The following is a 26,679-nucleotide window of genomic DNA, read 5'->3' as shown; positions in this document are numbered from 1 at the left end:
CGGCATATGTTGAGGGTGACCTCCAATATGATGAATTCACAGCTGTTGCTTAATTTGAATCGCAATGCACGCACTATGAATGATACACAGCTACAACTGGCAAGCGGCCGCAAAATCAACAAGCCCTCCGATGATCCGGTAGGTATTACCTATTCGCTGCGTTACCGAGCGGAGCTGTCTTCCAATGAGCAATATACCAAGAATGTAGACAGTGCACTGTCTTGGCTTGATTACAATGACACTGTATTGGGACAGGCAGGAGATGTAGTTCAACGTTTGCGGGAGCTTACTGTGCAAGCTTCTACCGGCAGTAATCCACAGTCTGCTTTGGATAGTATCAATGCGGAAGTGATGCAGCTCAAGGAGCAGTTGGTAGATATTTCAAACAGCAAGCTTAATGGAAAGTATATTTTCAATGGTGAGCAGTATACTACCATGCCTTATGATTTTGCCAAGGGTGCCGACGGCACGTACGATACAACACTGGCTGTTACTACGGACACCGGACAAATTCAGTATATTGTTGGTGAAGGGGTTCAGATGCCAATTAATATGACTGGTAACGATGTATTCGGTGCTACAGGTGATCTCGATAATTTATTCTCAACTGTTAATAATATATCTGCTGCATTAAAATCTGGTGATTTTGCAGCAATATCAGCTCAACTTACTAATATCGACTCACGAACTGAAACTATATTAACAGCCCGTTCTGAAATTGGAGCCAAAACTAATCGTGTGGAATTAATGCAGGGCCGTCTGAGTGACTTGAATATAAACCTGACGGATTTACAGGCTAAAACAGAGGATGCTGATTATGAAGGACTGATTATGCAGTCGAAGATTCAAGAGAATATCTATAATGCATCACTATCTGTAGGAGCCAAGATTATCTCTACGACTCTAGTGGACTTCATTAGATAGCGGAGGTGGTTTTCGTTGCTACAGCCTATATTGCAAATTCGACAGGTCTCCGCATTGATCGGAATAGATTCTGATATAGGCAGATTCTCCATAACTCAGCCTAAGGCTGAGGTTAATATTACTACTACACCAGGAGAATTGAATGTTCAGACTTATCGGCCAGTGCTAACGATTGATCAGACCAGAGCACGTGCCGCCTACAACGGAGGCAGCGTGTTAGACATGAACAAAAGAATTTACTCTGGTATTCAACAGCTGTATCTTCAAGCAATTGCGCACAGAGTAGAGCAGGGAAGCCGAATGGCAGAATTCTTTAAACCTGGCAATACCATTGCAGAAGTATATGGAATGGATACTGAGCCTAATTCATTTCCTGATCCATGCGGTCCAGCTTCCTATGACAATGTTGACATTCATTTTGAGAACAGAGCGCCTGAAATTAACTTCAGGGCGTCAAAGGTTGAAATTCAGGTGGAAAGGCATCGTCCACAGACGGAGTATACTCGCGGGAAATTAAATATTTACATGCAGCAGTATGCTTCTATTCAATTTATTCCACCAGAATTGAATGTTCAAATGTAATGTAATAAGCTATGGATGTGCCAGAGAGCGCTTCTATAGCTTTTCTGTTATCTATACAAATCTCCATACGGGTTTATTTAGGAAGTCAGTTTTGCTATGCAGAACTTTTAAGGAGTGAATAACTTGATTATAGAAACATATACAATGGGTAAACTTGAAGTAAATGAAAATCAGATTTATCATTTTTCAAAGGGTATTCCTGGGTTTGATGAAGAAGTTGATTTCGCATTAATTGCTATGCCTGACGCCCCGTTTTGGGTACTGCAGTCTGTACAAGAGCAAGGTCTGTCCTTTCTATTGGGTGATCCATTCGTATTCTATCCATCTTATGAATTTGAACTTCCGGATGATGAAGCAGAGGAACTTGCAATTGAATCAGAAGTACTCGTTCGCTGTATTATTACCCTGAAGGAAGATGTAGAAGCTTCTACAATAAATCTCTTAGCACCGATTGTGCTGAATCCAATCGGATTAACCGGTAAACAAATTGTTCTCCACCGGACACCTTATCATACGAAACATAGCCTGCTGCAAGAGCAAACAGCAATAGATGGAAAGGATGGTGGATGATATGCTCGTACTGTCCCGCAAAAAAGGAGAGACCATCGTCATTCAGGACCAGATTGAACTGACGATCTTAAGTGTGGATGGTGATACTGTAAAGGTTGGCATCTCTGCACCCAAGCATGTCGATATTTTTCGTAAAGAGGTGTATCTCTCTATACAGGAGTCTAACAAGGAATCAGTGGCCCCACAGCAGAATGATTTGAGTGCATTGATTCATAGGCTTCGTGGACCGCAAAGCAACGAATAACATCTAAATTAGAGTATATAGAGGAAATATCTCAGCAGGTTTAAAAATAGCTGCTGTAGTATTTCCTCTATTTTTTGAGATGAATTTCGCATAACTTCAAAAAAACTTTTGAAAAACTCTAAACAGTTGAGGACATCCAGTCGATATATGTATTAGACGCTGATCCGGCAGGGCGGCCGACCTTAATGGTTTGGCGTTTACCACATGGATGTGGAACTAACTTAATTTCAGGGAGGAAATATCAAATGATTATTAACCACAATATTGCGGCGCTGAACACTCACCGCCAGTTGTCTACTAACACTGCAGCAACTAGTAAAAATATCGAGAAATTGTCTTCCGGTCTTCGCATCAATCGTGCAGGTGACGATGCTGCTGGCTTGGCTATCTCCGAAAAAATGCGCGGTCAAATCCGTGGTTTGGATATGGCTTCAAAAAATGGTCAAGATGGTATCTCTTTGATTCAAACAGCTGAAGGTGCTTTGAACGAAACACACAGCATTCTGCAACGTATGCGTGAACTTGCTGTTCAGTCTGCGAATGATACTAACACAGATACAGACCGTTCGGAAATTCAAAAAGAAGTTAGTCAGTTGAAAGATGAAATTGACCGTATTGCGAATACAACTGAATTTAACACTAAGAAGTTGCTTAACGGTGGAGCCGCGGTAGCAGCTAATGTCACTGAAAGCGGTACTAGTACAACCATTGATACATCGATGGTTGCTGTTCTTGGAGGATCTGCTGACACTAAAGTTGCTAGTACTGTAGAAATCACAGCAGCAACAAAAGCAACTAGTGATAAAGCTACTACTACTGCGACTTTTGCTACTAAAAATACAGCACTTGCTGCTGCTAGTGACATTACGATTAATGGAGTATCTTTTAAATTCGATGCAACGGATACAGTTCAAGATGCACTTGATGCTATTAACAAAGCAGGTATTGGTGTAACTGCATCCCATACTGATGGTGCTGGAATTGTTCTTACCTCCTCTGTAGTAGGAAGTAAAGCAGATATGACTACTTCTAATATCGGTGCTGGTTCTTTTGCAGGTGCGACTGTTACTGAAGGTGTTGACGCAACTGTAACTCTTACAGGTGCTGAAGCTTATACAGCAGATGGAAATGTTATTACTGTTCAAAGCGGAAATGCAAAAGGTCTTCAATTGGAAGTGAAAACTGGATTCACAGGATCCGCAGCTGACAATTTGGATGTTACAGTTGCTAGTAATGGTGGCTTGAATATGCACATTGGTGCAAATGAAGGCCAAACTATGTACGTGTCTATTACTGACATGCGCGCTGCTGCACTAGGTGTAAATGCGATTGATGTTTCTACTACTTCAGGAGCTGAGACTTCTATCACTACGATTCAATCTGCTCTCGATAAAGTTTCCGGTGAACGCTCCAAACTAGGAGCTTACCAAAACCGTTTGGAACATACTATTAACAACTTGAATACTTCTTCTGAAAACCTGACGGCTGCTGAATCTCGTGTACGTGACGTAGATATGGCAAAAGAGATGATGACTCAAACTAAGAACAACATTCTTGCACAGGCTGCACAAGCTATGTTGGCTCAAGCTAACCAACAGCCACAAGGCGTGCTTCAATTACTTCGTTAATCCTAAGCAATTACAAGGGACCCTGGAATTATTAGGGTCTCTTTTCTTTTGCTTTCTTTAATGTAACTATTAATCTATCTGAGTTGGGAAAACGGTAATCCTACGTAAATCCAACTCTCTTGAGGTGAGCAGCATGACTACTTTTCTTCGTGACTTAACTCACGAAGAAGGCAACTGACTCCTTCAGACTCCCGTAAGGGAGCCCACCTGTTTCAGGTCCGTCGAGCCTTGCTCATTCTGGCCTCCGCCGACCTTCACTCCAAAACGCAGTGAGATCTTTGAGCTTGCCCAAATCCCTCCAATTCAATAGTAGCCGCTATCCATTTACAAATTAGTCGCTCTCAAAATTGAAACAAGCTCTAGAGGAACGCAAAGTAGTGTCTTCGATCACTATCAAAATGCTCCGGGTAATCCTGGGCGAAGACATGATTACGTAGCAAAATACGTAAACGTGGAAGGATTCAAACGATCCTGAATTTAAGTCTGAAAAAATGAATCGAAGAGTTCTAGGAACCCTCCAGCGGACGGGCTTGTAATTTGTAAGAATAAGTTTGGGCCGCGCTCGCTTCAACCCTTCCGTAGGAAAGGCTGGTTTGAAAAACGTAGTTCCCTTCGACATCGCATCGAATGTCATTTGGATCCTTTCGAAAGTCTTCGAAGGTAGAAATTTTTCCAAACACTAAAATTTAGTATTGGCCATTCAAGGATGCCTTTCGCAGGCGAAACAAGAATAAACGCAAAGTCATTATTCTACGTGAGCAAAATAAGATCAAGATTGTCTGAGGGGGCACTAGAGAAGAATAACAAAAAAACAATCGTGAAATACACACGATTCAGCACAGCACATTTAGAGGGGCTCCTGTAGGGCTCTATTTTTTGTTTTCGACTAAAATGGGATAGAGACGCTGATAGAATAAATTGTTTCACTATATTTTTAATGAAACGGAACGTATTATTTTTTATTTGAAGCAAGTCCTAAATTATCCTTCAAATCTACCGATATATACAGTATAAAAATGAGTGTTGTTGGAGGTCGTGGATTCATGAATATACAGTTTTCACTTTCTGCTAGTTCTTCTATAGTCACTGGACAAAGCAGATCTGAAGTTAAACCGAGTGTTGAAACTACCATGCTGGAAAATCCGGTAAAACAAGCTTCTCCAATTCGGGACACCAAAGATATGCAGACGAGAGAGAAGCAGGGTGTTAACGTATCTGTTGCTGAAGAGCAACTCATCCGGACTATTGAGCGGGCCGTAAAATCCTTGGAAGGACCCCAGACTACTCTAGAAATCAGCATTCATGAGAAAACTCATGATATTATGGTAAAGGTACTTAATAAGGACACAGGAGAACTTATTCGTGAGGTGCCCCCAGAGAAGACTCTAGATTTGGTAGCAAAGATGATGGAGATTGCGGGCATACTTGTGGATGAGAAAATATAGTTTTTGGAGGTGTTGTTTTGGTTACACGTATTAATGGATTTTCAGGTATGGACGTTGATAGTATGGTTAAAAGCTTGATGACAGCCAAGAGGGCTCCATTAGATAAACTGAATCAACAAAAGCAGATTTTGAACTGGACGAGAGAAAGTTACCGTGAAGTAAACAGCAAATTATATGACTTTCGGTCGAATAAATTAATAACGCAGTATGGAGTGAATGAGGCGCTTAATTCAAACAAAGCGGTTACCACTGGCAATACTGATGCTGTGAAAGCAACAGCTTTAGCAAATGCAAGTGGTATCGATATGGAGATAAGTGTCAGTCAATTGGCAACAAAGACTACCGTACAGACTGCTGGAGCGGGCACTGGTTTTACCACTAGTTCTACACTGGCACAACTCCAGGCTCCACTTGATGCGTCAGATCCTAAATCTGATGCTGCTAAGGCAAAAGAGTACAAACTGAAGGTAAATGATAGAACTTTTACATTTACAGGAGCAACAAATATATCGACTGTCATCGCAACAATTAATGCTGATACCAAGGCAAATGTTGCTGCTACTTTTGATGAGATAACAGGTAAGCTTACTATAGCCTCCAAGAAGAGTGGACTGGATGGTTTAGTTACACTCGGTAGTGGAGCTAACGATACTTCATTACTCATTCTCTTTAACAAGAAGGATGAAGTTGATTTATGGGAATCGACTCCAGGGGATAATGCCAAAGTAAATATTAACGGAACTGATATGACACCAAGCAGTAATACCTTTACAGTCAATGGAATACAGTTGACACTAATTTCTAAAACTAACTTAGGTGGATCAGATGTAAAAACCAAAATTACTACGCAGATTGATACTGATAAAACTATGGAAACAATTAAAGGATTCATTTCGGATTATAATACGTTGCTTACTTCGTTAACATCAAAAATTGGTGAGGTCAAATATCGTGATTTTACTCCTCTGACAGATGAACAGAAGAAAGAAATGAAAGATGACGATATTACTGCTTGGACTGAGAAGGCTAAGAGTGGGCTTTTAAAAAATGACGATATTTTAAGTAACCTGACTTCTTCAATGCGCTCAATAATATCTGAAAAATTAGGTGGATTAAGCAGTATAGGGGTTACTACTGGATTATATTATGAGGGTGGAAAGTTAGTTCTTAATGAGACTAAACTGAAAGAAGCAATTACGGCCAATCCGCAAAAAATAATAGATATATTTCAAGGGTCAACTTCAGATCCTAACGCAGGTTTATTCGATAAACTTGCTGACAAAGTTACAATAGCTTTAAATAAATTATCAGAAAGAGCTGGTACTGATAAATTCTCAGCTAGTACTACTAGTTCGTTCAAAGCAGAAAGCGTTATGGGAAAAAAGCTCGTAGAATATAACTCTAGGATCAATACCATGTTAACAATGTTGGAAAATACTGAGACTCGTTACTATAAGCAATTTTCAGCAATGGAAACAGCTATGAATAAGCTTCAGTCGCAGTCATCCAGTCTTTTCTCCACTTCTAGTTAAGAATATTTTATAAATAGAGGGTGACACTTTTGCTTACATCTCCTTATGATAAATACAGACAGTCCTCTGTTCAGACCTCAACACCTGCGCAGTTGGTTATTATGCTCTACGATGGGGCTATTCGTTTCGTGAGAACAGCAATGGATGGGTTAGTAAAGAAAGATTACGAGAAAACAAATCTTAATCTTGGGAAAGCTCAAACGATCATAAGTGAACTGATGTCTACCTTGGATCATTCATTTGACGTATCCAAGAACTTATTTTTACTTTATGAATATACTAATTATCTTCTAATAGAAGCCAATATTTACAAATCCATGGAAAAAGCCGAAGAGGCCTTGGGTTATCTTATTGATCTCCGCGAAACCTGGCTGCAGGCGTCTAAGCTTGCCGCAACTCAGACTCAGACTGAGATTGCTAATGGATGAACTAATCCGTAGTCTGGACCTGCTTACCCGTGGGATGATGAGCAGGCTTCAGGAAGCAACATACGAGGAGCTTGTAGTATTTGTAGAGGAGCGGCAGAAACTTGTCGATTCCATTGCAGAAAAAGTCGCAATTTATTCTTCGTCGGCTGCACAAAAACAAGAAATCAATCGGATCCTAGGATACGATAATGAGCTGCTGGACCGGATGAATACTCTTCGTCAGGAAGCCCAGAACTTTCTGCAGAAACGCGGCCAAGCCAAGATGCAGCGTAACGCATACGAGGCAGGTTACACCCCCGACAGCATTCTAATGGACCGAAAAAAATAATAGATTCCAGATGTTTCAGCTGGGGAGCGGGCGGGTATTTAAATAGCGTCTGCTCCTTTTTTTGTATCTTGTATCACAGAATCTGCCTTTTTTATGAGAGATTTAAGGATGGTAAAATATTGCAAGTAAACATTTACTATTCCAATTGACAATAGAGAAGCAGCGGTGGTATAGTCGATTTGTGAGCAAGACTCACGTTCATCTGATGACGAAGGGAATGTTTAGTCAATGGAAGGTAAAGTAAAATGGTTTAACGCAGAAAAAGGTTATGGTTTCATCGAAACTGCCGATGGTGGCGACGTATTCGTACACTTCTCCGCGATTCAAACTGACGGTTTCAAGACATTGGACGAAGGCCAATCCGTAGAGTTCGATATCGTTGAAGGCGCACGCGGACCACAAGCAGCTAACGTCATCAAATTATAATCATCCGGCGAAGCCGACCTACATATATGGTAGATGGTTAGCAATTGAGACAACGCTAGCGTTAGACCTTGGGGATACTTCCCTGGGGTCTTTTTTATAATATAAGACTTCATCTGCGTTGCGTAATAAAGTATCCTTCTATTTCACGCTGAAACAGTACCGTCCTTATTAAGGATGGTACTGTTGTTTCTGCTTGCGTTCACCTAACAAATAACACGCAACATAAGGCGGAAAAGACACATCATTAGACACTTTGTAAAGTTTTATTTCAAGAATCCGTTAATTCCCTCCAAAATATGGGTAATGAGAGACGTTGGGCTTTTTGTTGCCTAGATAGCACCTCATTATTAGCTTAGGCGTATGCTTCCGAAAAGAACCTAGATAAGAAGACATGCAGTGAAGCCTATGCCCATCAAACACTCAGGAGGATGAACAAAAGAATGAAGAAAACATGGCGTGGCCTTATGGCCGGATTACTTGGTATTTCGATGTTGCTCGGATCATTAGGCAGTGTGTCAGCTGCGGCTACCCCCAAAGACATTCAAGGTCACTGGGCGCAGAAGCAATTGCAGAGCTGGCTGGATAAAGGATACCTGGGCGGTTATCCTGACGGAACGGTGAAGCCGAACAAGGCTATTACCCGCGGCGAGTATGTGGCACTGATCAATCGCCTGTTCGGGTTCACCGAAACGGCTTCCATTAGCTTCACGGATGTCAAAAGCACAAATTGGGTTTACAGCGAAGTAGCCAAAGCCGTAAAGGCCGGTTACATCGGCGGGTATGAGAATAATACCTTCCGTGCCAACAATCCGCTTACCCGGCAGGAAGCGGCTGTCATTGCAGCCAAAGTCCTGAAGCTGAGTACAAGCTCTACTACACTTAAGTTCAAGGACAGTGCCCAAGTGGCAGCCTGGGCCAAAGGTGCGGTTGTAGCAGCAGCAGACAAGAAGATTATTAATGGTTATCCGGACGGAACCTTCGGACCGAAGAAATCACTTACACGGGCTGAAGCGGTCGGAATCATTAGTAACTCTGTTGTCTATAAACCGTCAGGCACTGGTGGAGTGACACCTACACCTGCCCCTACGGCAACGCCTGCTCCTACAGCAACACCTGTGCCAAGCACCAGCCCAACAGCAACCCCGGTTACCGGTGGTAGTGGTGGCGGCACTGGCGGTGGTGGCGGCAGCGTTACCTTACCTTCTGTAAGCAACGTGACCTACGGTCATGTGGGTTCGGTTACTGCAGATGTATATGTTACGCCTTCGGTAACAGGGGCAGTATACTATGTAGTTGCTCCTTACAGCATGAATGTAACAGCACCAACTACAGCGCAAATGAAAGACGGATTGACTAGTGCAGGAACAGCAGGCGTTCACTCTGGCACAATCGCAACAACTGCTAATACAACCGTTGCGTTCTCTGTATATGGTCTGAGTGCAGGTACTGAATATACCGTATATGTCGCTCTGGCTGATAATTCAGGCAATTGGTCTGGCGTAACACCGCTTCGATTGAAAACAGCAGCAAGCAGCACCACATCGCTTACACAGGTTGGAGTGACTAGCATTGGAACGGTGACTGCCGATGTATATGCTAAATACGGCCAGACTGGCGAACTCGCTACACCGCTGAAATATGTTGTGGTTAAAGCAACCGAAGCTGATCCGAGCGCAGCGCAAATTGCTGCCGGGCAGGATAGTGCTGGCATTGTCTTAACGGGAACTTTTGCGGGTCCGAATTCTACAGTATCTCCAGGTGTCAAGCATACCTTTACGCTGAGCGGACTGACTTCCAACACAGCCTATAAAGTCTTTTTCATCGCTGGTTCTAATGGTAACTTCTCCCCAGTAGAGATTTTGCGCATCCAGACCAAATAAGTAAGACAAATAAATCAGACGCTACTGTCTGCAATATGCAATATGTCAGCAATCATTCATAATCTAGACTTCAAAGTGAGATAATACTGTAGCTGTAATGGTCCGGCCAGGGCGAGTTCATGCGCTAGCCGGGCCTGTTTATTGTTTAGGGCAAGGCTATGACATCTTTTGTTAGCTAAATGTAAAGGCTGTCATGATTTGTTTTTTACTTAGCTCTGACAATTTGCTATAATGAAAAGGTAAACAAAGGAGGAGTGCCCATGCAATTCAGCATTCGAGGTCAACAAATTGAAGTGACCGACGCTTTGAGAGACTATGTTGATAAGAAGCTCAGCAGACTTGAGAAGTATTTCGATGCACCCCCTACCTCAGAAGGATATGTGACGCTTGGCGTCGTTCGCGGCCTTCATACGGTGGAAGTTACAATCCCTCTGGCAGGTGTGACGCTTCGTGCGGAAGACCGCAGCGATGATATGTATGCATCCATCGATGCCGTAGTGGACAAGCTGGAACGTCAGATCCGCAAGCACAAGACCAAACTTAACCGCAAGTTCCGCCAGGAAGGCAGCTTGAAGACCTTGTTCGTAGAAGGTTCGGCCAGTGCCGTAGCTGTTGAGGATCAGGAACAGGATTATGATGATCTTGAGGTTGTGCGGAACAAACGCTTCACCTTGAAGCCTATGGATGTGGAAGAAGCGATTCTGCAAATGAACATGATTGGACATACTTTCTTCGTGTTCTCCAACATCGACACTTCTGAAGTTAGCGTTGTTTACAAACGCGATGACGGCAAGTATGGTTTGATCGAACAGAACTAACCTGCTAACCGGAAATTGCTGGTATAAGGAAGGGCTTCCGTTTCAGCCTGACGTGGACAATTAGACGAGCCCCTATTCGCTTGAAGCGAATAGGGCTCTTGTGCGTATATACAGAAGGTAGAGTTAAGAATACCTGCATCTGTTCCTATGAAAAGGCATTATGCAGAATAAGGTTGCGGCAGCTTGTATTGCGGCTTCTCTTACAAACTGTTACAATTTATGAAGCAGCGGAATCGAAATCATATATGGCCCTTTCAATTTGTTGAGGATGGGCTCGGTTCCACCATCTGTGTTGCATGAAAGGGGTTAACCATGCTAGGACTTGTTAAAAAAATATTTGGCGACGTTAATGAACGTGATGTCAAACGTCTCATGAAGACGGTCGAAGTAATTAATGGTTTGGAGCCGGATTTCGTATCGCTTACGGATGAAGAGCTGCAGGCTAAGACAGTAGAGTTCCGTGCCCGTCTTGAGAAGGGTGAAACCTTGGAAGAGATTCTTCCCGAGGCATTTGCAACCGTACGCGAAGCTTCCAAACGGACGCTGGGCATGCGGCATTTTGACGTTCAGTTAGTTGGGGGTATGGCGCTGCATGAAGGCCGGATCTCCGAAATGAAGACCGGCGAAGGCAAGACGCTGGTAGGTACACTGCCGGTATATCTGAATGCACTCTTGGGCAAAGGCGTGCATGTCGTAACCGTAAATGATTATCTGGCTCAGCGCGACAGCGCACAAATGGGGCAAATCTATAACTTTCTGGGCATGACGGTTGGGGTCAACCTCAACGGCATGGACCATAATGATAAACAAGCAGCATATGCCTGCGATATTACGTATGGCACGAATAATGAGTTTGGTTTTGACTATCTGCGTGACAACATGGTGCTCTATAAGGAACAGATGGTACAGCGTCCGCTGTATTTCTGTATTATTGACGAAGTCGATTCCATCCTCATCGATGAAGCCCGTACACCTCTGATCATTTCCGGACAAGCTGAGAAATCGACAGAGCTGTATTATGCAGCAGACCGTTTCGTGAAGAAGCTGACTGCTGAAGAAGACTACACTGTTGATATTAAGGTGAAGTCTGTTGCCTTAACCGAGAAGGGCGTTGCTGTAGCTGAGCGTGCTTTTGGCATAGAGAATCTGTATGATCACAGTCACGTTACGCTGAACCATCATATCGTACAAGCGCTGAAGGCGAATGCAATTATGCGCCGCGATGTAGACTATGTGGTTAACGAAGACGAGGTTATGATCGTCGATGAGTTCACGGGACGTCTGATGCAGGGCCGCCGTTACAGCGACGGGCTGCACCAGGCTATCGAAGCTAAGGAAGAGATTGAAGTCCAGAATGAGAGCATGACGCTGGCTACAATCACCTTCCAGAACTACTTCCGTATGTACCGCAAGCTCGGTGGAATGACCGGTACTGCGAAGACGGAAGAAGAGGAATTCAAGAAGATCTACGGTCTGGAAGTACTCCAGGTACCTACCAATAAACCAAATCAGCGTGTTGATATGCCTGACGTGGTGTACAAAAGCGAGAATGGCAAGTTCAACGCTGTAGTCGCTGAAATTGTGGAACGCCACAAAAAGAATCAGCCGGTGCTTGTAGGTACGGTATCGATTGAGAACTCCGAACGCGTATCTGAAATGCTGAAGCGCAAAGGTGTCAGACACCAGGTGCTGAACGCGAAGCATCATGCTGCAGAAGCTGAAATCATCTCTTTTGCCGGTCAGCCGGGAACCGTAACGATTGCTACGAATATGGCTGGACGCGGTACGGATATCGTACTGGGCGAAGGCGTGACCGATCTTGGCGGTCTGCATATTATTGGTACAGAACGTCATGAATCGCGCCGTATCGATAATCAGCTGCGCGGACGTGCCGGACGTCAGGGTGACCCGGGTTCCACGCAGTTCTACCTGTCACTTGGGGATGAACTGATGAAACGTTTCGGCGCGGACAACGTGCTGAACATGATGGACCGTCTTGGATTCGAAGAAGATCAGCCGATTGAGAGCCGTATGATTACCAAAGCGGTTGAATCTGCCCAGAAACGGGTGGAAGGCAACAACTTCGATATCCGTAAAGTCGTATTGCAATATGATGACGTGATGAATCAGCAGCGTGAGATTATCTACAAACAGCGCCGGGAAATTCTCGAGTCTGACAATATCAAAGACATTGTAGTGGAAATGATCAAACCGGTCGTTGACCGTATTGTGAATGCCCACTGCAGTGACGATATCCCGGAAAACTGGGAGCTGCAGGAAGTCGCGGATTATGTGAACAGCAAATTGCTGGAGGAAGATTCCCTGACCCGTGATGATCTATGGGGCAAAGAAGTAGAAGAAATCATCGAATTCATCTTTGGCCGTGTACTGGAGAAATATGCAGCACGTGAAGAACGTCTCGGCGCTGAGCTGGTGCGTGAATTCGAGAAGGTTATTGTACTTCGTTCCGTAGACAGCAAATGGATGGATCATATCGATGCCATGGATCAGCTTCGTCAAGGGATTCACCTCCGTGCTTACGGCGGTACCGATCCGCTTCGCGAATATCAGTTCGAAGGCTTCGAAATGTTCAATGCCATGACGGCGAACATTCAGGAAGAAGTGGCGACCTACATTATGAAGGCCCACATCGAGGCGAATCAGGAGCGTCAGTCGGTAGTGGAAGAAGATAAGATCTCCACGAACGCTGAGCCTGCTGAGAAACGTCCGGTGCATGTGGAATCTACAGTCGGCCGTAATGATCCATGCCCTTGCGGCAGCGGCAAGAAATATAAGAACTGTCACGGTCAGGCGTAAGAGAAGTAATTCACTTGTCTGGTTGTATAATAATTTCCCGCTGAAACGGTGCCATTTATGAAAAGTGGCAAAAATGTTTCTGTTTGATCAAGGTGAAATAATGAGCAGTCATCGCGCTGCGAATACCTTTCACCGTAATGCACCTCGAGTTTTGTTCACTGTCACTTAGGTTATAATGACAATAAAAGCGGCTGGGCCCGGGGGACTCCCCGTTTGCGGCCCGGCCGCTTTTTTGGGCTTTGAGGCCTTTGACGTGCATGAGCGAAGCAGACGAAATGTTTCTTAGAACCTAGCTAAGGCGAGAGTAACGGAGGGGAAGTTTGGAACTGTAGGAGCGGTAGCGTCCGCCTTTGTGTCCGGATTTACTCCGCTATGCGGTATAATCAAATAAATCTGGGCACAACAGCGGCCGGAAGTCCAAACATTCCCCGCAGTTACGAGCAACACCGTGCGGACCGGTTGTAAGAGGCGGGTAGTCAGCGGCGAGAATAGACGTTAATGCCGGTAAGTCCAAACCCAGCGGCCGGCGCAATATTTTATTTTGAAAGGTGATGTGATCCAAGTGATCGATCCTAATGTGAAGCAGGACCTGCGTGAAATAGGCAAGAAACTAACCAATCTTAGGGGGTCACTTTGACTTAGACCTTAAGCTGGAGATTATAGCGAACTTTGAAGAGAAGATGGCAGCGCCCGGGTTCTGGGATGAGCCGGAGAAGGCGCAAAGCGTTATTGGCGAGATGAACGCCGTGAAGTCGGTGGTCGATCAATACGATAAGCTGCAGCAGGATTATGACGATGCGGCGATGATGGCGGAGCTGGCGGATGAAGAAGGCGATGACGCGCTTGCGTCTGAGATTGCCGGAACGATCCGCGGTGTAAGCAGCAGGGTAGATGAGTTCGAGCTGCAGCTGCTGCTCAATCAGCCGTACGATAAGCTGAACGCGATCCTGGAGCTGCATCCCGGTGCGGGCGGAACAGAATCCCAGGACTGGGGCCAGATGCTGCTGCGCATGTATACACGCTGGGCGGAGAAGCGGGGCTTCAAGGTAGACGTGCTTGATTATTTGCCGGGTGATGAGGCGGGCATCAAGAGTGTAACGCTGCTGATTAAGGGCTACAATGTATATGGCTACCTGAAGGCAGAGAAGGGTGTACACCGTCTGGTGCGCATTTCGCCTTTTGACTCCTCGGGCAGACGGCATACCTCCTTCGTATCCTGCGATGTGGTACCGGAGATTGCGGACGATGTGGAAGTAGATATTCGTACAGAGGATCTTAAGATTGATACGTACCGGGCCAGCGGCGCGGGCGGTCAGCATATCAATACTACGGACTCAGCGGTGCGGATTACCCACTTGCCAACCGGAGTCGTGGTAACTTGCCAGAATGAACGTTCGCAGATCAAGAACCGGGAACAAGCGATGAAGATGCTGCGTTCCAAGCTCTATGAGCGCAAAATCCAGGAGCAGCAGGCGCATCTCGATGAGATCCGCGGCGAACAATCGGAGATTGCCTGGGGCAGCCAGATTCGTTCCTATGTGTTCCACCCCTACAGCATGGTGAAAGATCACCGCACTTCTGTAGAAACGGGCAACGTCGGAGCGGTGATGGACGGCGACCTGGATGGCTTCATTGACGGCTACCTGCGCAGTCAGATTAAGACGGAAACTGAATAAGGGCATGGATATTCCTACGCGTCTTCGGAGGTGTAGGGATTTTTTTCTGAAAAGAATAACAAGGACAGTAAGATCACATCTAAGGAGCAGGGCATCCATGCAAAAAATCAATTCACGCAACAAACCTCCGCTCATCCCGCTAAACGGGCCGCTGCGTCATACAGTGGATATTGCGCTCATTCTGATCGGCTCGCTGATTACGGGGCTGGCGTTCAACCTGTTCTTCCTCCCGAACCAGATTGCTTCCGGCGGGGTATCGGGGTTATCCGTGCTTGCCGAGGCCTGGTTTGGGGCGGAGCCGGCTTTTACCCAGTGGGCGCTTAATATTCCGCTCTTTATTCTCGGGGTCATATTCCTTGGTAAACAGTACGGCATCCGCTCGCTGCTGGGGAGCTTTGTGCTGCCGCTGTTTATCTTCCTGACGAAAGACGGACCGGTGCCGACTACGAATCCGCTGCTTGCCTCTATATATGGAGGAATTGGTGTGGGTCTGGGGCTTGGCCTGGTCTTCCGCGGGCGCGGATCTACGGGCGGACTGACCATACTCGCGCAGATTATTCAAAAGCTTACCGGCTTCAGCTTCTCGCTGTCCGTCGTGCTGCTGGATGGTACGGTGATTACGCTGGCTGCTTTTGTGCTGGGTATGGAGCAGGCAATGTATGCACTGATCGGGCTGTTCGTGACGGGCAAGGTAATCAATGCGCTGGAGGTAGGTTTCAGCACCACGAAGGTGGCGTATATCATCTCCGATCAGACGGAGGATATCTCGCAGGCGATTCTGAATGATCTGGACCGCGGGCTGACCAAGCTGAATGCGCAAGGCGGTTACACTGGAGACAATCGTACTGTCCTGATGGCCGTGGTAGGCCAGAATGAAATTACGAGACTCAAGGCGATCGTCCGCTCTGTAGATCCGAGTGCATTTGTAATTATTACGGAGGCCCATGAAGTGCTGGGCGAAGGTTTCAAAAGAGAAGCGTAGACTCCCTTTAGGGGAGCTCTGCGCTTTTCTTTTGATAAAAGGCATGGCCATTTCCAGTGGGAATATCGGAATAAAGTTAACGTTACATGTTGTATTTATATTAATTCGGTCGTATAATAATACATATTTGCAGAACGGTTATTCACAGGTAATAATGATATAAAGCAGAAACGGGAAGCGGGGATGACAATGACAGGCAAGCTGAGAGCGGCGATTGTCGGATCAACGGGATATGGGGGCGTGGAGCTGATCAGGCTGCTGCAGGGCCACCCTGATATAGAGATTACTTCAGTAATATCTTCTTCGAGCGCCGGTGTGCCGATTGAGGAAGGCTTCCCTCATTTAACAGGGATTGTGCAGCGTAATCTGGATGGTGTGGATGCGGCAGAGATTGCCGGCAGGGCGGATGTCGTATTCACAGCTACGCCTTCGGGAGTGAGCGCGAAGCTGGTGCCTCAGCTGCTCGAAGCCGGACTCAAGGTCGTTGACCTGTCCGGGGATTTCCGGTTGAAGGACGGCGCGGAGTATGAGCAGTGGTATAAGCATCCCGCTCCTCCGGAAGCTTATCTGCAGCAGGCGGTATACGGGTTATGCGAGGTATACGGCGAGCGTGCGGCCGGTGTGGATTTCATCTCTAATCCCGGCTGTTATCCCACAGCTACGCTGCTCGGACTGGTTCCGGCACTTGAGGCAGGCTGGATCAAACCGGACAGCATCATTATTGATGCGAAATCCGGGGTGTCCGGGGCAGGACGGGGAACGAGCCTGATGGTTCATTTTGCCGAGATCAATGAGAACTTCAAAGCCTACAAAATTAACAAACATCAGCACATCCCGGAAATTGAGCAGGTGCTTACGGATATCGCGGGGGAAAAAGTAACGGTAACGTTCACTACGCATCTTGTGCCGATGACCCGGGGAATTATGAGCACGATGTATGCCGGGCTGACCGGAGAACACAGCGAGCAGGAGCTCGTGGAATTATACCGTAAGTATTATGCAGGCAGACCGTATGTGCGGGTGCGCGAGCCCGGAGTGGTTCCGGCGACGAAGGAAGTCAGCGGATCGAACTATTGCGACATCGGCTTCGCCACAGACGCACGTACCGGACGGGTCACCATTGTGTCGGTCATCGACAATATCGTTAAAGGCGCTGCAGGACAGGCGATTCAGAACCTGAATTTGATGATGGGATGGGAGGAAACCCGCGGTCTTGGCTACATACCAGTGTATCCATAAAGTGCAGCGGTCAAACTATAACATGAGCGAGAACAAACTATATACCGTCGTGGAAGGCGGAAGTATTACTACACCTAAGGGCTTCACTTCAGGAGGGCTGCATTGCGGTCTCAAAAAAACCGAACGTAACGACCTCGGAGCTATCCTCTGCGAGGTTCCGGCGACGGCTGCTGCGGTTTTTACCACGAATGTGTTTCAGGCGGCTCCGCTGAAGGTGACACGGGAGAGTCTGGCGAATGGCACGCTGCAGGCGGTAATTGTGAACAGCGGGAATGCCAATGCCTGCACAGGTGATCAGGGTGAAGCGGATGCGTATGAGATGCGCGCTGCGGCTGCCCGTTATTTGGGCGTGAACGAGCTGGATGTTGCGGTAGCCTCGACCGGGGTAATCGGGGAGCTGCTAAAGATGAACTGTGTGCGCAGCGGCATTGCCGGACTGCCGGAGAAGCTGGATGGCGGCGCTGCGGGTGCAGAGGAGTTCAGCCAGGCGATTCTTACAACGGATCTGGTCAAAAAAGAAAGCTGCGTCAAGCTAACGGTTGGCGGTACAGAGGTATCGATTGCGGGTGCGGCCAAGGGTTCAGGTATGATTCATCCTAATATGGCGACGATGCTTGGCTTTATGACTACAGATGCTGTCATTGATGCTGAGGATCTGCTTAGCTTGCTGCGCAGTGCAACCAACTCTACTTTTAATATGATTACAGTAGATGGAGATACTAGCACAAATGATATGCTGGTCACTATGGCGAGCGGCCTGGCGGGAAATGAGAAGCTGACGCGTCTGCATCCGGATTGGGAGGCTTTTGCCGCGGCGTTCACACATGTGTGCCGGAGTCTGGCGATGGCGATTGCCCGTGACGGGGAAGGTGCCACGAAGCTGATCGAAGTGCAGGTGAATGGTGCAGTGCATGATGAAGGTGCTGCTGCGATTGCCAAGACTGTAGTCGGATCAAGCCTGGTGAAGTCAGCGATCTTCGGAGCGGATGCCAACTGGGGAAGGATTATCGCTGCTGTAGGCCGCGCGGGAGTGCCGGTATCGCCGGAACGGGTAGATATTAAGCTGGGAGATATAGAGGTGCTGCGGGCGTCGCGTCCGGTGGCTTTTGACGAAGAGAAGGCGCTGCATTATTTGCAAAAAAGTGACACGGTGCTGATTACAGTAACGTTATCAGACGGAAGCGGAAGTGCCACAGCCTGGGGCTGCGACCTCACTTACGATTATGTGCGCATTAATGCCGCATACCGCACCTGATCTGCGCTGGTTGGCGGCGGGCAGCGGCCGGAAGTCCAAATATTCACCGTAGTGACGACTGAGCTTTAAGTTAGTATCTTAAGTTCAGCTTATATAGGGAGGTAACTGAGAGATGACGTTTGAACCTATAGAGAAGCAGCCGGGCAGTGGCCTGTTCGTGATGAAATGCGGCGGGAGTACGCTGGCTGCGCTGCCGGATTCGTTCTTTGAGGATTTGGGTGAGCTGCAGCGAAGCGGGGTTCAGCCTGTCATTGTTCATGGCGGCGGTCCGGCGATCTCGGGGAATCTGGAGAAGCTTGGGATTGAGAGCAGCTTCGTGAACGGTCTGCGGGTGACGACGGAAGAAGTGCTCGATGTGGTAGAGATGACGCTGGCTGGAAGCATTAATAAGGCGATTGTCCGCCGGATTCAAGCCACCGGCGGGCAGGCGCTCGGATTATCCGGAGTTGACGGCAACCTGATTATGGCGCGTCCGGTTGCGAACAGCGATGTATTGGGCATGGTGGGAGAAGTGACCGAGGTCAGAGCGGAGATTGTGACGGGTATCCTCGCGATGGGTTACATCCCGGTAATCGCCCCTATTGGTGTGGATGGTGGCGGTCAGCGTTACAATATTAATGCGGATACAGCTGCCGGAGCGGTGGCATCTTTTGTGGAATCGCCTACGATGATCGTGGTTACGGATGTGCCGGGAATTATGCGTGTGCTGGACGGAGAGAAGGTTGTGCTCCCGTCTGTGACGGTGGCGCAGATTGAGGAACTGATTGCGGATGGTGAAATCTACGGCGGAATGATTCCTAAAGTGCGTGCTGCGATGGACTGCATTCAGGGCAAGGTGTCCGAGGTTGTCATTGTCGACGGCAAAGAGCCGAATGTGCTCAGCCGGGTGCTGCAGGGCGAAGAGCTGGGGACGCGGATTGTCCGATAATTATGCAGTTAGCAGCTTAGCTGCCGGAGTGGTATAGGGAGTGCAAGGTTGATCTGATTGGCATCTGGCAGATGGGGATCTGGTGTAGTGGAGAGTAAATTAGAAGCGCTGACGGTAATCCGGCAGCAGCATGGTGGGAGAGTGACTGAGAATGAGTGAGCTTACACAGGCAGATAAGGATTCTTTGACGGGGGCGCCGCAGGAACGTTCTGTGGAAACGAAGGAACAGGGGGCCGCTGCTGCTCCTGCCAAGCTGAGTGCGGTATTCCCGTCGTACGCCAGATATGATATTAGTCTGGTCAAGGGTAAGGGCAGCTGGGTGTGGGATGATCAGGGGAACAAATACCTGGATTTCATGTGTGGACTCGCTGTAACCAGCCTGGGCCATGCTCCAGAGAAGGTAGGCGCGAAGCTGAAGGAACAGATTGATACGCTGTGGCATGTCTCGAACCTGTTCCACATTCCGGGCCAGGACCGGGTTGCTGCGCTGCTTACAGACAACAGCTGTGCGGATCAGGTATTCTTCTGCAACAGCGGAGCGGAAGCGAATGAAGCAGCGATTAAGCTGGCGCGCCGGTATCACCAGAAGGTGAAGGGTGCGGACCGCTATGAAGTGATCACGTTCGAGCAGTCGTTCCACGGCCGCACGCTGGCTACACTGACAGCAACAGGGCAGGCGAAGGTAAAAGAAGGCTTCCTGCCGCTTCCGGCAGGCTTCAAGACTGTGCCTCTGCATGATCTGGAGGCACTGAAAGCTGCAATCACGGAGCATACGGCAGCGATCATGCTGGAGATGGTGCTGGCTGAGGGCGGCGTGATTGAAGTGCAGCAGGAATTCCTTGACGCTGTAGTCTCGTTATGCAAGGAACATGGACTGCTGCTGATCGTAGACGAGGTGCAGACCGGCATGGGCCGTACCGGCAAGCTGTTCGCCCATCAGCATTACGGCATTGAGCCGGATATCTTCACCTTGGCCAAAGGCGTGGCCAGCGGTTTCCCGGCCGGTGTTATGCTGGGCAAGGGTTACCTTCGTGAAGCATTCAGCCCGGGCAGTCATGCGACTACCTTCGGCGGCACACCGCTGGCCGCAGCGGTCATGGAAGCGACGATTGAGACGATGCTGGAAGACGGGCTGGCGCAGCGGGCTGCTGAGATGGGCGATTATCTGACCGGCTTGCTTAGAGAGAAACTGGCGGACACTACCTTCGTGAAGGATATCCGCGGCAAGGGCCTGCTGATCGGTATTGAATGTGCAGAGCCTGTGGCCGAGATTGTGCTGGCCGGACAGAAACGCGGATTGCTGTTCGTCCAAGCCGGACCGAATGTCGTTCGCCTGCTGCCTAATTTATACGTAACCCGCGAGGAGATCAACCAGGCGGTGGACATCCTTTCGGAACTAATTCATACTTATGCTAACAAAGGAAACGGGGAGGCAGATTCATGAGTCAGGGAACAACGGGCGTTACAGAGACTATCGCCGCACAGCTCAAGGGACGTGATCTTCTGGAGCTGAATGATTACAGCCCGGAGGAAATCACGTATTTGATTGATTTGGCGATTGAGCTGAAACGCAAAGCTAAGAACGGTGAAGTCTACCAGCCGCTGCTGGGCAAGACGATCGGTCTTATATTCGAGAAATCCTCAACTCGCACGCGCGTGTCGTTTGAAGTAGGCATGTATCAGCTGGGCGGTCATGCGCTATTCCTCAGCAAGAATGACATCCAGCTCGGCCGCGGTGAGACGGTTGGTGATACAGCGCAGGTGATGTCGCGTTATCTGGACGGTATTATGATCCGTACCTTCGGCCATGATAAAGTGGAAGAATTGGCCCGTTATGCATCCGTTCCGGTTATCAACGGCCTGAGCGATCTGGCGCATCCGTGCCAGGTGCTGGCGGATTACCAGACTGTATACGAGCACAAGGGCAAGCTGAAGGGCTTGAAGCTCGCGTATATCGGCGACGGCAACAACATGGCGCATTCCCTGCTGATCGGCGGAGCCAAGCTGGGCGTACATGTCTCGATCGCCGGACCGGAAGGTTATGAGCCAGATGCGGCTGTAGTAGCCGAGGCGCGCGAGATCGCTAAGGAGACAGGTTCGGTCATCACCGTTACCCGCAGCCCGCAGGAGGCGGTACAGGACGCTGACGTGATCTATACGGATGTATGGGCGAGCATGGGCTTCGAGGCTGAACAGCTGGCGCGTGAGGCGGCATTCAAGGACTATCAGGTCAATGAGGAACTCGTGAAGGGAGCCAAAAGCGACTATCTGTTCCTGCACTGCCTGCCGGCCCACCGTGAGGAAGAGGTCAGCACCGGTGTCATTGACGGCCCGAACTCCGTTATTTTCGATCAAGCGGAGAACCGCCTGCATGCGCAGAAGGCGCTTATGGCTGCTTTGATGGGCTAACCTAGTACAACCAGAACTGAAGAAGTAATTTAATACAACAAAGAAGCAATTGATGTATTCAGTTCCAAGTGAAATTCAGTGATAGTTGTATACTGTGCAATTAAAAACAGCGAAAAGGGAGGCTTGCCTCTTATAACTGTAGTCTGTACAACTAAATCTGCCCGAATAGGTGAAAACCGCGTACAACTGGCAGTTTAATTGTACGAAATACAACTAAATGGATAATCGGTTGAAAATCAGACGATTTAGTTGTATAAAGTACAATTAAGCTTGCATATATACCGTAACTGGTTTACTGCAAACCCTCAGCAAGCGATTTACCAAAGTAGTTTTTCACTAGTTTAAATCTAACATTGTACTAGGCCTATGTAAGTTCTGTTAGTTGTTTGAATCTTAGAGTAAAACAGGGGTAAGCCTGTTTGGATCTTATCTTATATACAAACCTATATAAGATGAACTGGATTGAAATAAGAGGGATAGAAGGATCGAAAGGGAATTTTGGAACTGTAGGAGCGGTAGCGTCCGCCTTTGTCTCCGGATATTGTCCGCTACAGCGGTATATTCAAAGATATCTGGAGACAACAGCGGCCGAAAGTCCAAATATTCTCTGCAGTGACGTCTAAAACCCGATTATGAGATTGCAGTTGATCTTATAACCTCCCCCACAACGAAAGGAAGTTGCACCCCCATGGCAAAAGAAAAAATTGTACTCGCCTATTCCGGCGGATTGGATACCTCAGTCATTCTGAAATGGCTGAAAGAAACGTATGACGCGGAGATTATTGCTTTTACAGCTGATATCGGCCAAAAGGAAGAGCTGGACGGCCTGGAGGAAAAAGCACTGGCGACCGGCGCCTCGAAAGTATACATCGATGATCTGCGCGACGAATTCGCGAATGATTTCATCTACCCGATGTTCCAGTCGGGCGCACTCTACGAAGGCCAATATCTGCTGGGCACAAGTATTGCCCGTCCGCTGATTGCTAAGCGTATGGTGGACATCGCCATCGCCGAAGGCGCAACTGCTATTGCTCACGGGGCAACCGGCAAAGGGAATGACCAGGTGCGTTTCGAATTGAACGCCGCAGCCTTGTCCCCAAGCATCAAAGTGATTGCTCCTTGGCGTCTTGAAGAGTTCCGTAACCAGTTCCCGGGGCGCGCGGAAATGATCGCTTACGCTGAAGCCAACGGTATTCCGGTACAAGCATCAGCAGCGAAGCCGTACTCGATGGACCGTAACCTGCTACATATCAGCTATGAGAGCGGCGTGCTGGAAGATCCTTGGTTTGATCCAAGCGCACCGGAGAATAAGGAAATGTTCCTGCTGTCGAATGCGCCGGAAGATGCTCCGGATGAAGCGGAATATCTGGAGCTGGACTTCCTGAAGGGCGACTGCGTAGCGCTGAACGGCGAACCGTTATCCCCGCTGCAAGTCATGGAGAAGCTGAATGAGCTCGGCGGCAAGCATGGCATTGGACGCGTCGATATGGTGGAGAACCGTTTCGTCGGCATGAAGAGCCGCGGCGTGTACGAAACACCGGGCGGAACGATCCTGTTCACCGCTCACCGCAAAATGGAGTCGATCACCATGGACCGTGAAGTCATGAACCTGCGCGACAGTTTGATCACCCGTTACAGCACGCTTGTGTATAATGGCTTCTGGTTCGCTCCTGAACGGCTTGCCTTGCAGGCTCTGGTGAAGGAAAGCCAGAAGAACGTAACCGGTACTGTACGCGTCAAGCTGTACAAGGGCAATATCATTGGGGCCGGTGTGAAGAGTCCGGTCAGCCTGTACAACCCGGATATCGCTACTATGGAAGCAGATCCTACACAGGCATATGATCAGGGAGACGCAACTGGCTTCATCCGTCTGAATGCTCTGCGCCTGAAGGTATCGGCCGGCGTAGCAGAGTCCAACAAGTAGCAGCATCTAGCCGCTTAGCGGTTTTTCAAAATATAAGAATTTATACAGCATCGCACAATATAAGCGGACAGAAGAAGGCCGTTCCTCCCATCCGGACAGGGGCGGCCCTTCTAACGTCAATCGAGGAGGAAACAACAGGTGAGCAAGCTGTGGGGCGGACGGTTTACCAAGGGAACGAACAAGCTGGTGGAGGAGTATACAGCTTCCATCGGATTCGACAAGGCACTTGCAGAAGAGGATGTGCAGGGCAGTCTGGCGCATGTCACGATGCTGGGCAAATGCGGGATTCTGCCGCAGGATGATGTGGAGACGATCAAGAACGGACTGAATAAGGTACTGGATAAGGTGCGTGCGGGAGAGATTGTGTTCTCCGTAGCCGATGAAGATATTCATATGAATATTGAAAAGAATCTGATCGAAGAGATCGGTCCGGTCGGCGGCAAGCTGCACACCGGCCGCAGCCGTAACGATCAGGTAGCGACGGATATGCATCTCTACTTGCGTAACCGTGTAGTAGAGCTGGTGGCTCTCCTGCATGAGCTTCAGGAAGCGCTGATCGCGCAAGCCAAGGACAATGTGGAGACCATTGTTCCGGGCTACACCCATCTGCAGCGCGCTCAGCCAATTCTGTTCGCGCATCATCTGCTGGCTTATGTATCCATGTTCCGCCGCGATGCGGAGCGCCTGACCGACAGCTACAAGCGGATCAACGTGCTGCCGCTGGGTGCAGGGGCGCTGGCGGGAACAACGTTCCCGATTGACCGCCACTTCGTGGCCGAGCAGCTGGGCTTCGACAGCGTCTATGAGAACAGCCTGGACGCTGTCAGCGACCGTGATTTCATTGTTGAGTTCCTGGCCAACGCAGCGCTGGTGATGACTCACCTGTCCCGGCTCAGCGAAGAGCTGGTGCTGTGGAGCAGCACGGAATTCAGCTTCGTGGAGCTGGACGATGCCTTCTGCACCGGCAGCAGCATCATGCCGCAGAAGAAGAACCCGGATGTGCCGGAGCTTGTACGCGGCAAGACAGGCCGTGTCTACGGCAACCTGATCGGGCTGCTGACCGTCCTCAAATCGCTGCCGCTGGCCTATAACAAGGATATGCAGGAAGACAAGGAAGGCATGTTCGATACTGTAGCCACCTTGACAGGAGCATTGCAGCTGTTCGCGCCGATGATCTCCACGATGAAGGTGAACAAGGCAGGGATGCGCGAAGCCGTGAATACCGATTTCTCCAACGCGACCGATATCGCTGACTTCCTGGTGGGCAAGGGTTTGCCTTTCCGCCAGGCGCATGAGGTTATAGGCAAGACCGTATTGTACTGCATCAATGAAGGCAAATTCCTGCTGGATCTTACCCTGGAGGAATTCAAACAGTTCTCGCCGCTGTTCGATGACCAGATCTACGCTGTACTGCAGCCGGAGGCTGTTGTGAACGCCCGTAACGTATACGGCGGCACAGCTACTGTTCAGGTGCAGGCAGCCATTGAACGGGCCGAGGCAGCTCTGCTGGCGGCTAACGAATGGGTTGTGCAGCATGGGGATGCTGCACAATAAGAAGCAGCTAAGCTGGCAGCGGATATAACTGAATCAACAAGTGGAAACGATACCGTCCTTTAATAAGGACGGTATCGTTTCAGCGAGAAAGATAAGGATCATTTATTGTGCAAAGCATATAAATTCTTATCTTTTCAAAAAGACTGTCCTCTACCGCATCGATAGGATGCGGGAGGACAGTCTTTTTTTGCAGAAAATGAAGTTATAATTCACATGCGTGGCGGGTACCCGCTTACAAGTCAGCGGACTTTGTTTTGCCGAGTGGCAGCCAGTTCAGTACATCACGGATCTTGGTATCCCAATATCCCCATTCATGCTCGCCCGGCCCTTCCTCGTAAGTCAGTGACAGCTTGGTCTTGGAGCAGGCCTTACGGAAAGTCTGATTGTCCTCATAGAGGAAATCCCCGGTGCCGCAGCATTGATAGAGAAGGGGCTTCGGCCCTTTGGAGCGGTCTACTTCTTTCATCAGCCACAGCAGGTCTTCAGGAGTGCCTGCAATGTCCTTGTCTCCAAAAATCTGCACATACTCCTTCGTCTTCTGCGATTTATCTTCCCAGTTCATGAAATGATGGGCCATATCCAGGGCACCGGACAGACTCGCGGCAGCGGCCCAATCTTCAGGCTTGCGCAGCCCCAGCTTCATCGCTCCATAACCGCCCATCGACAGTCCGGCTACGAAGTTATCCTCGCGTTTCGCCGACAACGGGAAGAAGGAACGGGCCAGCGCCGGCAGCTCCTCACTGATAAATGTCCAATACTGTCCGCCCGCCGCCATGTCGGTGTAGAAGCTGCGGTGGACCTGAGGCATAACAACGGCAATGCCCATCTGCGCGACATAACGCTCTATCGAGGTCCGGCGCAGCCAGATCGAATCATCATCGGACAAGCCGTGCAGCAAGTAAAGCGTAGGGTGAAGGTTCCCCCGTGACACATTACTCATTCCGATCTGTGTAGTAGTCTGCTGCGGCAGAATCACGGTCATCGAGGTGTTCAGCCCCAGCACTTCCGAATAAAACTTGCATTCGATTAAAGCCATTTGCATATCCCCTTTCAGCCCAAATAATAGCACAGCCGCTAAACGATATAAATT

At 48.6% G+C, this 26,679-nt stretch carries 23 protein-coding genes; 22 read left to right on the top strand and 1 reads right to left on the bottom strand.

What is annotated here, in order from left to right:
• Positions 1-6 precede the first annotated feature (6 nt).
• From flgL to argH, 22 genes are all read left to right on the top strand, one after another.
• Positions 7-924, top strand: coding sequence for a flagellar hook-associated protein FlgL (flgL, locus tag NSU01_RS32965; protein WP_076246394.1), 918 nt, complete (start codon positions 7-9; stop codon positions 922-924).
• Between the two features lie 15 nt (positions 925-939).
• Positions 940-1,506: a DUF6470 family protein gene (locus NSU01_RS32960; protein WP_076246397.1), complete on the top strand. Its 567-nt coding sequence runs from the start codon at positions 940-942 to the stop codon at positions 1,504-1,506.
• A 123-nt stretch (positions 1,507-1,629) separates the two neighbouring features.
• Positions 1,630-2,076: a flagellar assembly protein FliW gene (locus tag NSU01_RS32955; RefSeq protein ID WP_076246399.1), complete on the top strand. Its 447-nt coding sequence runs from the start codon at positions 1,630-1,632 to the stop codon at positions 2,074-2,076.
• 1 nt (position 2,077) lies between these two features.
• Positions 2,078-2,320, top strand: coding sequence for a carbon storage regulator CsrA (csrA, locus tag NSU01_RS32950; RefSeq protein WP_076246401.1), 243 nt, complete (start codon positions 2,078-2,080; stop codon positions 2,318-2,320).
• Positions 2,321-2,565: 245 nt separating this feature from the next.
• On the top strand, positions 2,566-3,948 hold the full coding sequence (locus tag NSU01_RS32945) for a flagellin (RefSeq protein WP_076246404.1): 1,383 nt from the start codon (positions 2,566-2,568) through the stop codon (positions 3,946-3,948).
• A gap of 1,043 nt (positions 3,949-4,991) precedes the next feature.
• Positions 4,992-5,393, top strand: coding sequence for a flagellar protein FlaG (locus NSU01_RS32940; protein ID WP_083705651.1), 402 nt, complete (start codon positions 4,992-4,994; stop codon positions 5,391-5,393).
• 17 nt (positions 5,394-5,410) lie between these two features.
• Positions 5,411-6,925, top strand: a complete 1,515-nt coding sequence (gene fliD / locus NSU01_RS32935; RefSeq protein ID WP_256703962.1) for a flagellar filament capping protein FliD — start codon at positions 5,411-5,413, stop codon at positions 6,923-6,925.
• 29 nt (positions 6,926-6,954) lie between these two features.
• On the top strand, positions 6,955-7,353 hold the full coding sequence (fliS, locus tag NSU01_RS32930; protein ID WP_076246406.1) for a flagellar export chaperone FliS: 399 nt from the start codon (positions 6,955-6,957) through the stop codon (positions 7,351-7,353).
• Complete coding sequence (locus tag NSU01_RS32925; RefSeq protein WP_076246409.1) at positions 7,346-7,681, top strand: flagellar protein FliT; 336 nt, start codon at positions 7,346-7,348, stop codon at positions 7,679-7,681. Before fliS ends, NSU01_RS32925 begins: the two co-directional genes overlap by 8 nt.
• Positions 7,682-7,909: 228 nt before the next feature.
• Positions 7,910-8,107 carry a cold shock domain-containing protein gene (locus tag NSU01_RS32920; RefSeq protein ID WP_019915069.1) on the top strand — a complete coding sequence of 66 codons (198 nt, stop codon included), beginning with the start codon at positions 7,910-7,912 and terminating at the stop codon, positions 8,105-8,107.
• Between the two features lie 440 nt (positions 8,108-8,547).
• Entirely contained in the window at positions 8,548-9,987 is a 1,440-nt protein-coding gene (locus tag NSU01_RS32915; RefSeq protein WP_076246412.1) for an S-layer homology domain-containing protein, read from the top strand.
• 260 nt (positions 9,988-10,247) lie between these two features.
• Positions 10,248-10,805, top strand: coding sequence for a ribosome-associated translation inhibitor RaiA (gene raiA / locus NSU01_RS32910; protein ID WP_042140221.1), 558 nt, complete (start codon positions 10,248-10,250; stop codon positions 10,803-10,805).
• A 312-nt stretch (positions 10,806-11,117) separates the two neighbouring features.
• Positions 11,118-13,622: a preprotein translocase subunit SecA gene (secA, locus tag NSU01_RS32905; protein WP_076246415.1), complete on the top strand. Its 2,505-nt coding sequence runs from the start codon at positions 11,118-11,120 to the stop codon at positions 13,620-13,622.
• A gap of 562 nt (positions 13,623-14,184) precedes the next feature.
• A protein-coding gene (prfB, locus tag NSU01_RS32900) for a peptide chain release factor 2 (protein WP_144026153.1) occupies positions 14,185-15,298 on the top strand; the annotation gives its coding sequence in 2 pieces (ribosomal slippage) (positions 14,185-14,256 and positions 14,258-15,298; 1,113 coding nt in all).
• Positions 15,299-15,395: 97 nt separating this feature from the next.
• Positions 15,396-16,280, top strand: a complete 885-nt coding sequence (locus NSU01_RS32895) for a YitT family protein (RefSeq protein ID WP_042140219.1) — start codon at positions 15,396-15,398, stop codon at positions 16,278-16,280.
• Between the two features lie 189 nt (positions 16,281-16,469).
• On the top strand, positions 16,470-17,519 hold the full coding sequence (gene argC, locus NSU01_RS32890; RefSeq protein ID WP_076246420.1) for an N-acetyl-gamma-glutamyl-phosphate reductase: 1,050 nt from the start codon (positions 16,470-16,472) through the stop codon (positions 17,517-17,519).
• A 22-nt stretch (positions 17,520-17,541) separates the two neighbouring features.
• Positions 17,542-18,774, top strand: a complete 1,233-nt coding sequence (argJ, locus tag NSU01_RS32885) for a bifunctional ornithine acetyltransferase/N-acetylglutamate synthase (protein WP_042141746.1) — start codon at positions 17,542-17,544, stop codon at positions 18,772-18,774.
• Between the two features lie 112 nt (positions 18,775-18,886).
• Positions 18,887-19,702 (top strand): acetylglutamate kinase, encoded by an 816-nt coding sequence (argB, locus tag NSU01_RS32880; protein ID WP_076246423.1) that lies wholly within the window; start codon positions 18,887-18,889, stop codon positions 19,700-19,702.
• Positions 19,703-19,853: 151 nt separating this feature from the next.
• Positions 19,854-21,146, top strand: coding sequence for an aspartate aminotransferase family protein (locus NSU01_RS32875; RefSeq protein ID WP_256703963.1), 1,293 nt, complete (start codon positions 19,854-19,856; stop codon positions 21,144-21,146).
• Positions 21,143-22,111, top strand: a complete 969-nt coding sequence (argF, locus tag NSU01_RS32870) for an ornithine carbamoyltransferase (protein ID WP_076246425.1) — start codon at positions 21,143-21,145, stop codon at positions 22,109-22,111. Before NSU01_RS32875 ends, argF begins: the two co-directional genes overlap by 4 nt.
• Positions 22,112-22,799: 688 nt before the next feature.
• Entirely contained in the window at positions 22,800-24,035 is a 1,236-nt protein-coding gene (locus NSU01_RS32865) for an argininosuccinate synthase (RefSeq protein WP_039302739.1), read from the top strand.
• A 138-nt stretch (positions 24,036-24,173) separates the two neighbouring features.
• Positions 24,174-25,589: an argininosuccinate lyase gene (gene argH, locus NSU01_RS32860; RefSeq protein WP_076246427.1), complete on the top strand. Its 1,416-nt coding sequence runs from the start codon at positions 24,174-24,176 to the stop codon at positions 25,587-25,589.
• Between the two features lie 232 nt (positions 25,590-25,821).
• On the opposite strand, the gene NSU01_RS32855 is transcribed toward argH, so the two are convergent.
• Complete coding sequence (locus NSU01_RS32855) at positions 25,822-26,625, bottom strand: alpha/beta hydrolase family protein (RefSeq protein ID WP_042140214.1); 804 nt, start codon at positions 26,623-26,625, stop codon at positions 25,822-25,824.
• Positions 26,626-26,679 lie beyond the last annotated feature (54 nt).

The sequence above is a fragment of the Paenibacillus sp. FSL H8-0259 genome (assembly GCF_037963255.1).
Classification (GTDB): Bacteria; Bacillota; Bacilli; order Paenibacillales; family Paenibacillaceae; genus Paenibacillus_AQ; species Paenibacillus_AQ phytohabitans.
The sequence above is the reverse complement of the archived record's forward strand: the minus strand, read 5'-3'. Positions and strand labels throughout refer to the sequence as shown.

What these genes read in the sequence shown, in the direction of transcription:
- flgL (WP_076246394.1), top strand. Translation starts at nt 7, where the DNA reads ATGTTGAGGGTGACCTCCAATATGATGAATTCACAGCTGTTGCTTAAT.
- csrA (WP_076246401.1), top strand. Translation starts at nt 2,078, where the DNA reads ATGCTCGTACTGTCCCGCAAAAAAGGAGAGACCATCGTCATTCAGGAC.
- NSU01_RS32945 (WP_076246404.1), top strand. Translation starts at nt 2,566, where the DNA reads ATGATTATTAACCACAATATTGCGGCGCTGAACACTCACCGCCAGTTG.
- NSU01_RS32940 (WP_083705651.1), top strand. Translation starts at nt 4,992, where the DNA reads ATGAATATACAGTTTTCACTTTCTGCTAGTTCTTCTATAGTCACTGGA.
- NSU01_RS32925 (WP_076246409.1), top strand. Translation starts at nt 7,346, where the DNA reads ATGGATGAACTAATCCGTAGTCTGGACCTGCTTACCCGTGGGATGATG.
- NSU01_RS32920 (WP_019915069.1), top strand. Translation starts at nt 7,910, where the DNA reads ATGGAAGGTAAAGTAAAATGGTTTAACGCAGAAAAAGGTTATGGTTTC.
- NSU01_RS32915 (WP_076246412.1), top strand. Translation starts at nt 8,548, where the DNA reads ATGAAGAAAACATGGCGTGGCCTTATGGCCGGATTACTTGGTATTTCG.
- raiA (WP_042140221.1), top strand. Translation starts at nt 10,248, where the DNA reads ATGCAATTCAGCATTCGAGGTCAACAAATTGAAGTGACCGACGCTTTG.
- secA (WP_076246415.1), top strand. Translation starts at nt 11,118, where the DNA reads ATGCTAGGACTTGTTAAAAAAATATTTGGCGACGTTAATGAACGTGAT.
- NSU01_RS32895 (WP_042140219.1), top strand. Translation starts at nt 15,396, where the DNA reads ATGCAAAAAATCAATTCACGCAACAAACCTCCGCTCATCCCGCTAAAC.
- argC (WP_076246420.1), top strand. Translation starts at nt 16,470, where the DNA reads ATGACAGGCAAGCTGAGAGCGGCGATTGTCGGATCAACGGGATATGGG.
- argJ (WP_042141746.1), top strand. Translation starts at nt 17,542, where the DNA reads ATGAGCGAGAACAAACTATATACCGTCGTGGAAGGCGGAAGTATTACT.
- argB (WP_076246423.1), top strand. Translation starts at nt 18,887, where the DNA reads ATGACGTTTGAACCTATAGAGAAGCAGCCGGGCAGTGGCCTGTTCGTG.
- NSU01_RS32875 (WP_256703963.1), top strand. Translation starts at nt 19,854, where the DNA reads ATGAGTGAGCTTACACAGGCAGATAAGGATTCTTTGACGGGGGCGCCG.
- argF (WP_076246425.1), top strand. Translation starts at nt 21,143, where the DNA reads ATGAGTCAGGGAACAACGGGCGTTACAGAGACTATCGCCGCACAGCTC.
- NSU01_RS32865 (WP_039302739.1), top strand. Translation starts at nt 22,800, where the DNA reads ATGGCAAAAGAAAAAATTGTACTCGCCTATTCCGGCGGATTGGATACC.
- NSU01_RS32855 (WP_042140214.1), bottom strand. Translation starts at nt 26,625, where the DNA reads ATGGCTTTAATCGAATGCAAGTTTTATTCGGAAGTGCTGGGGCTGAAC.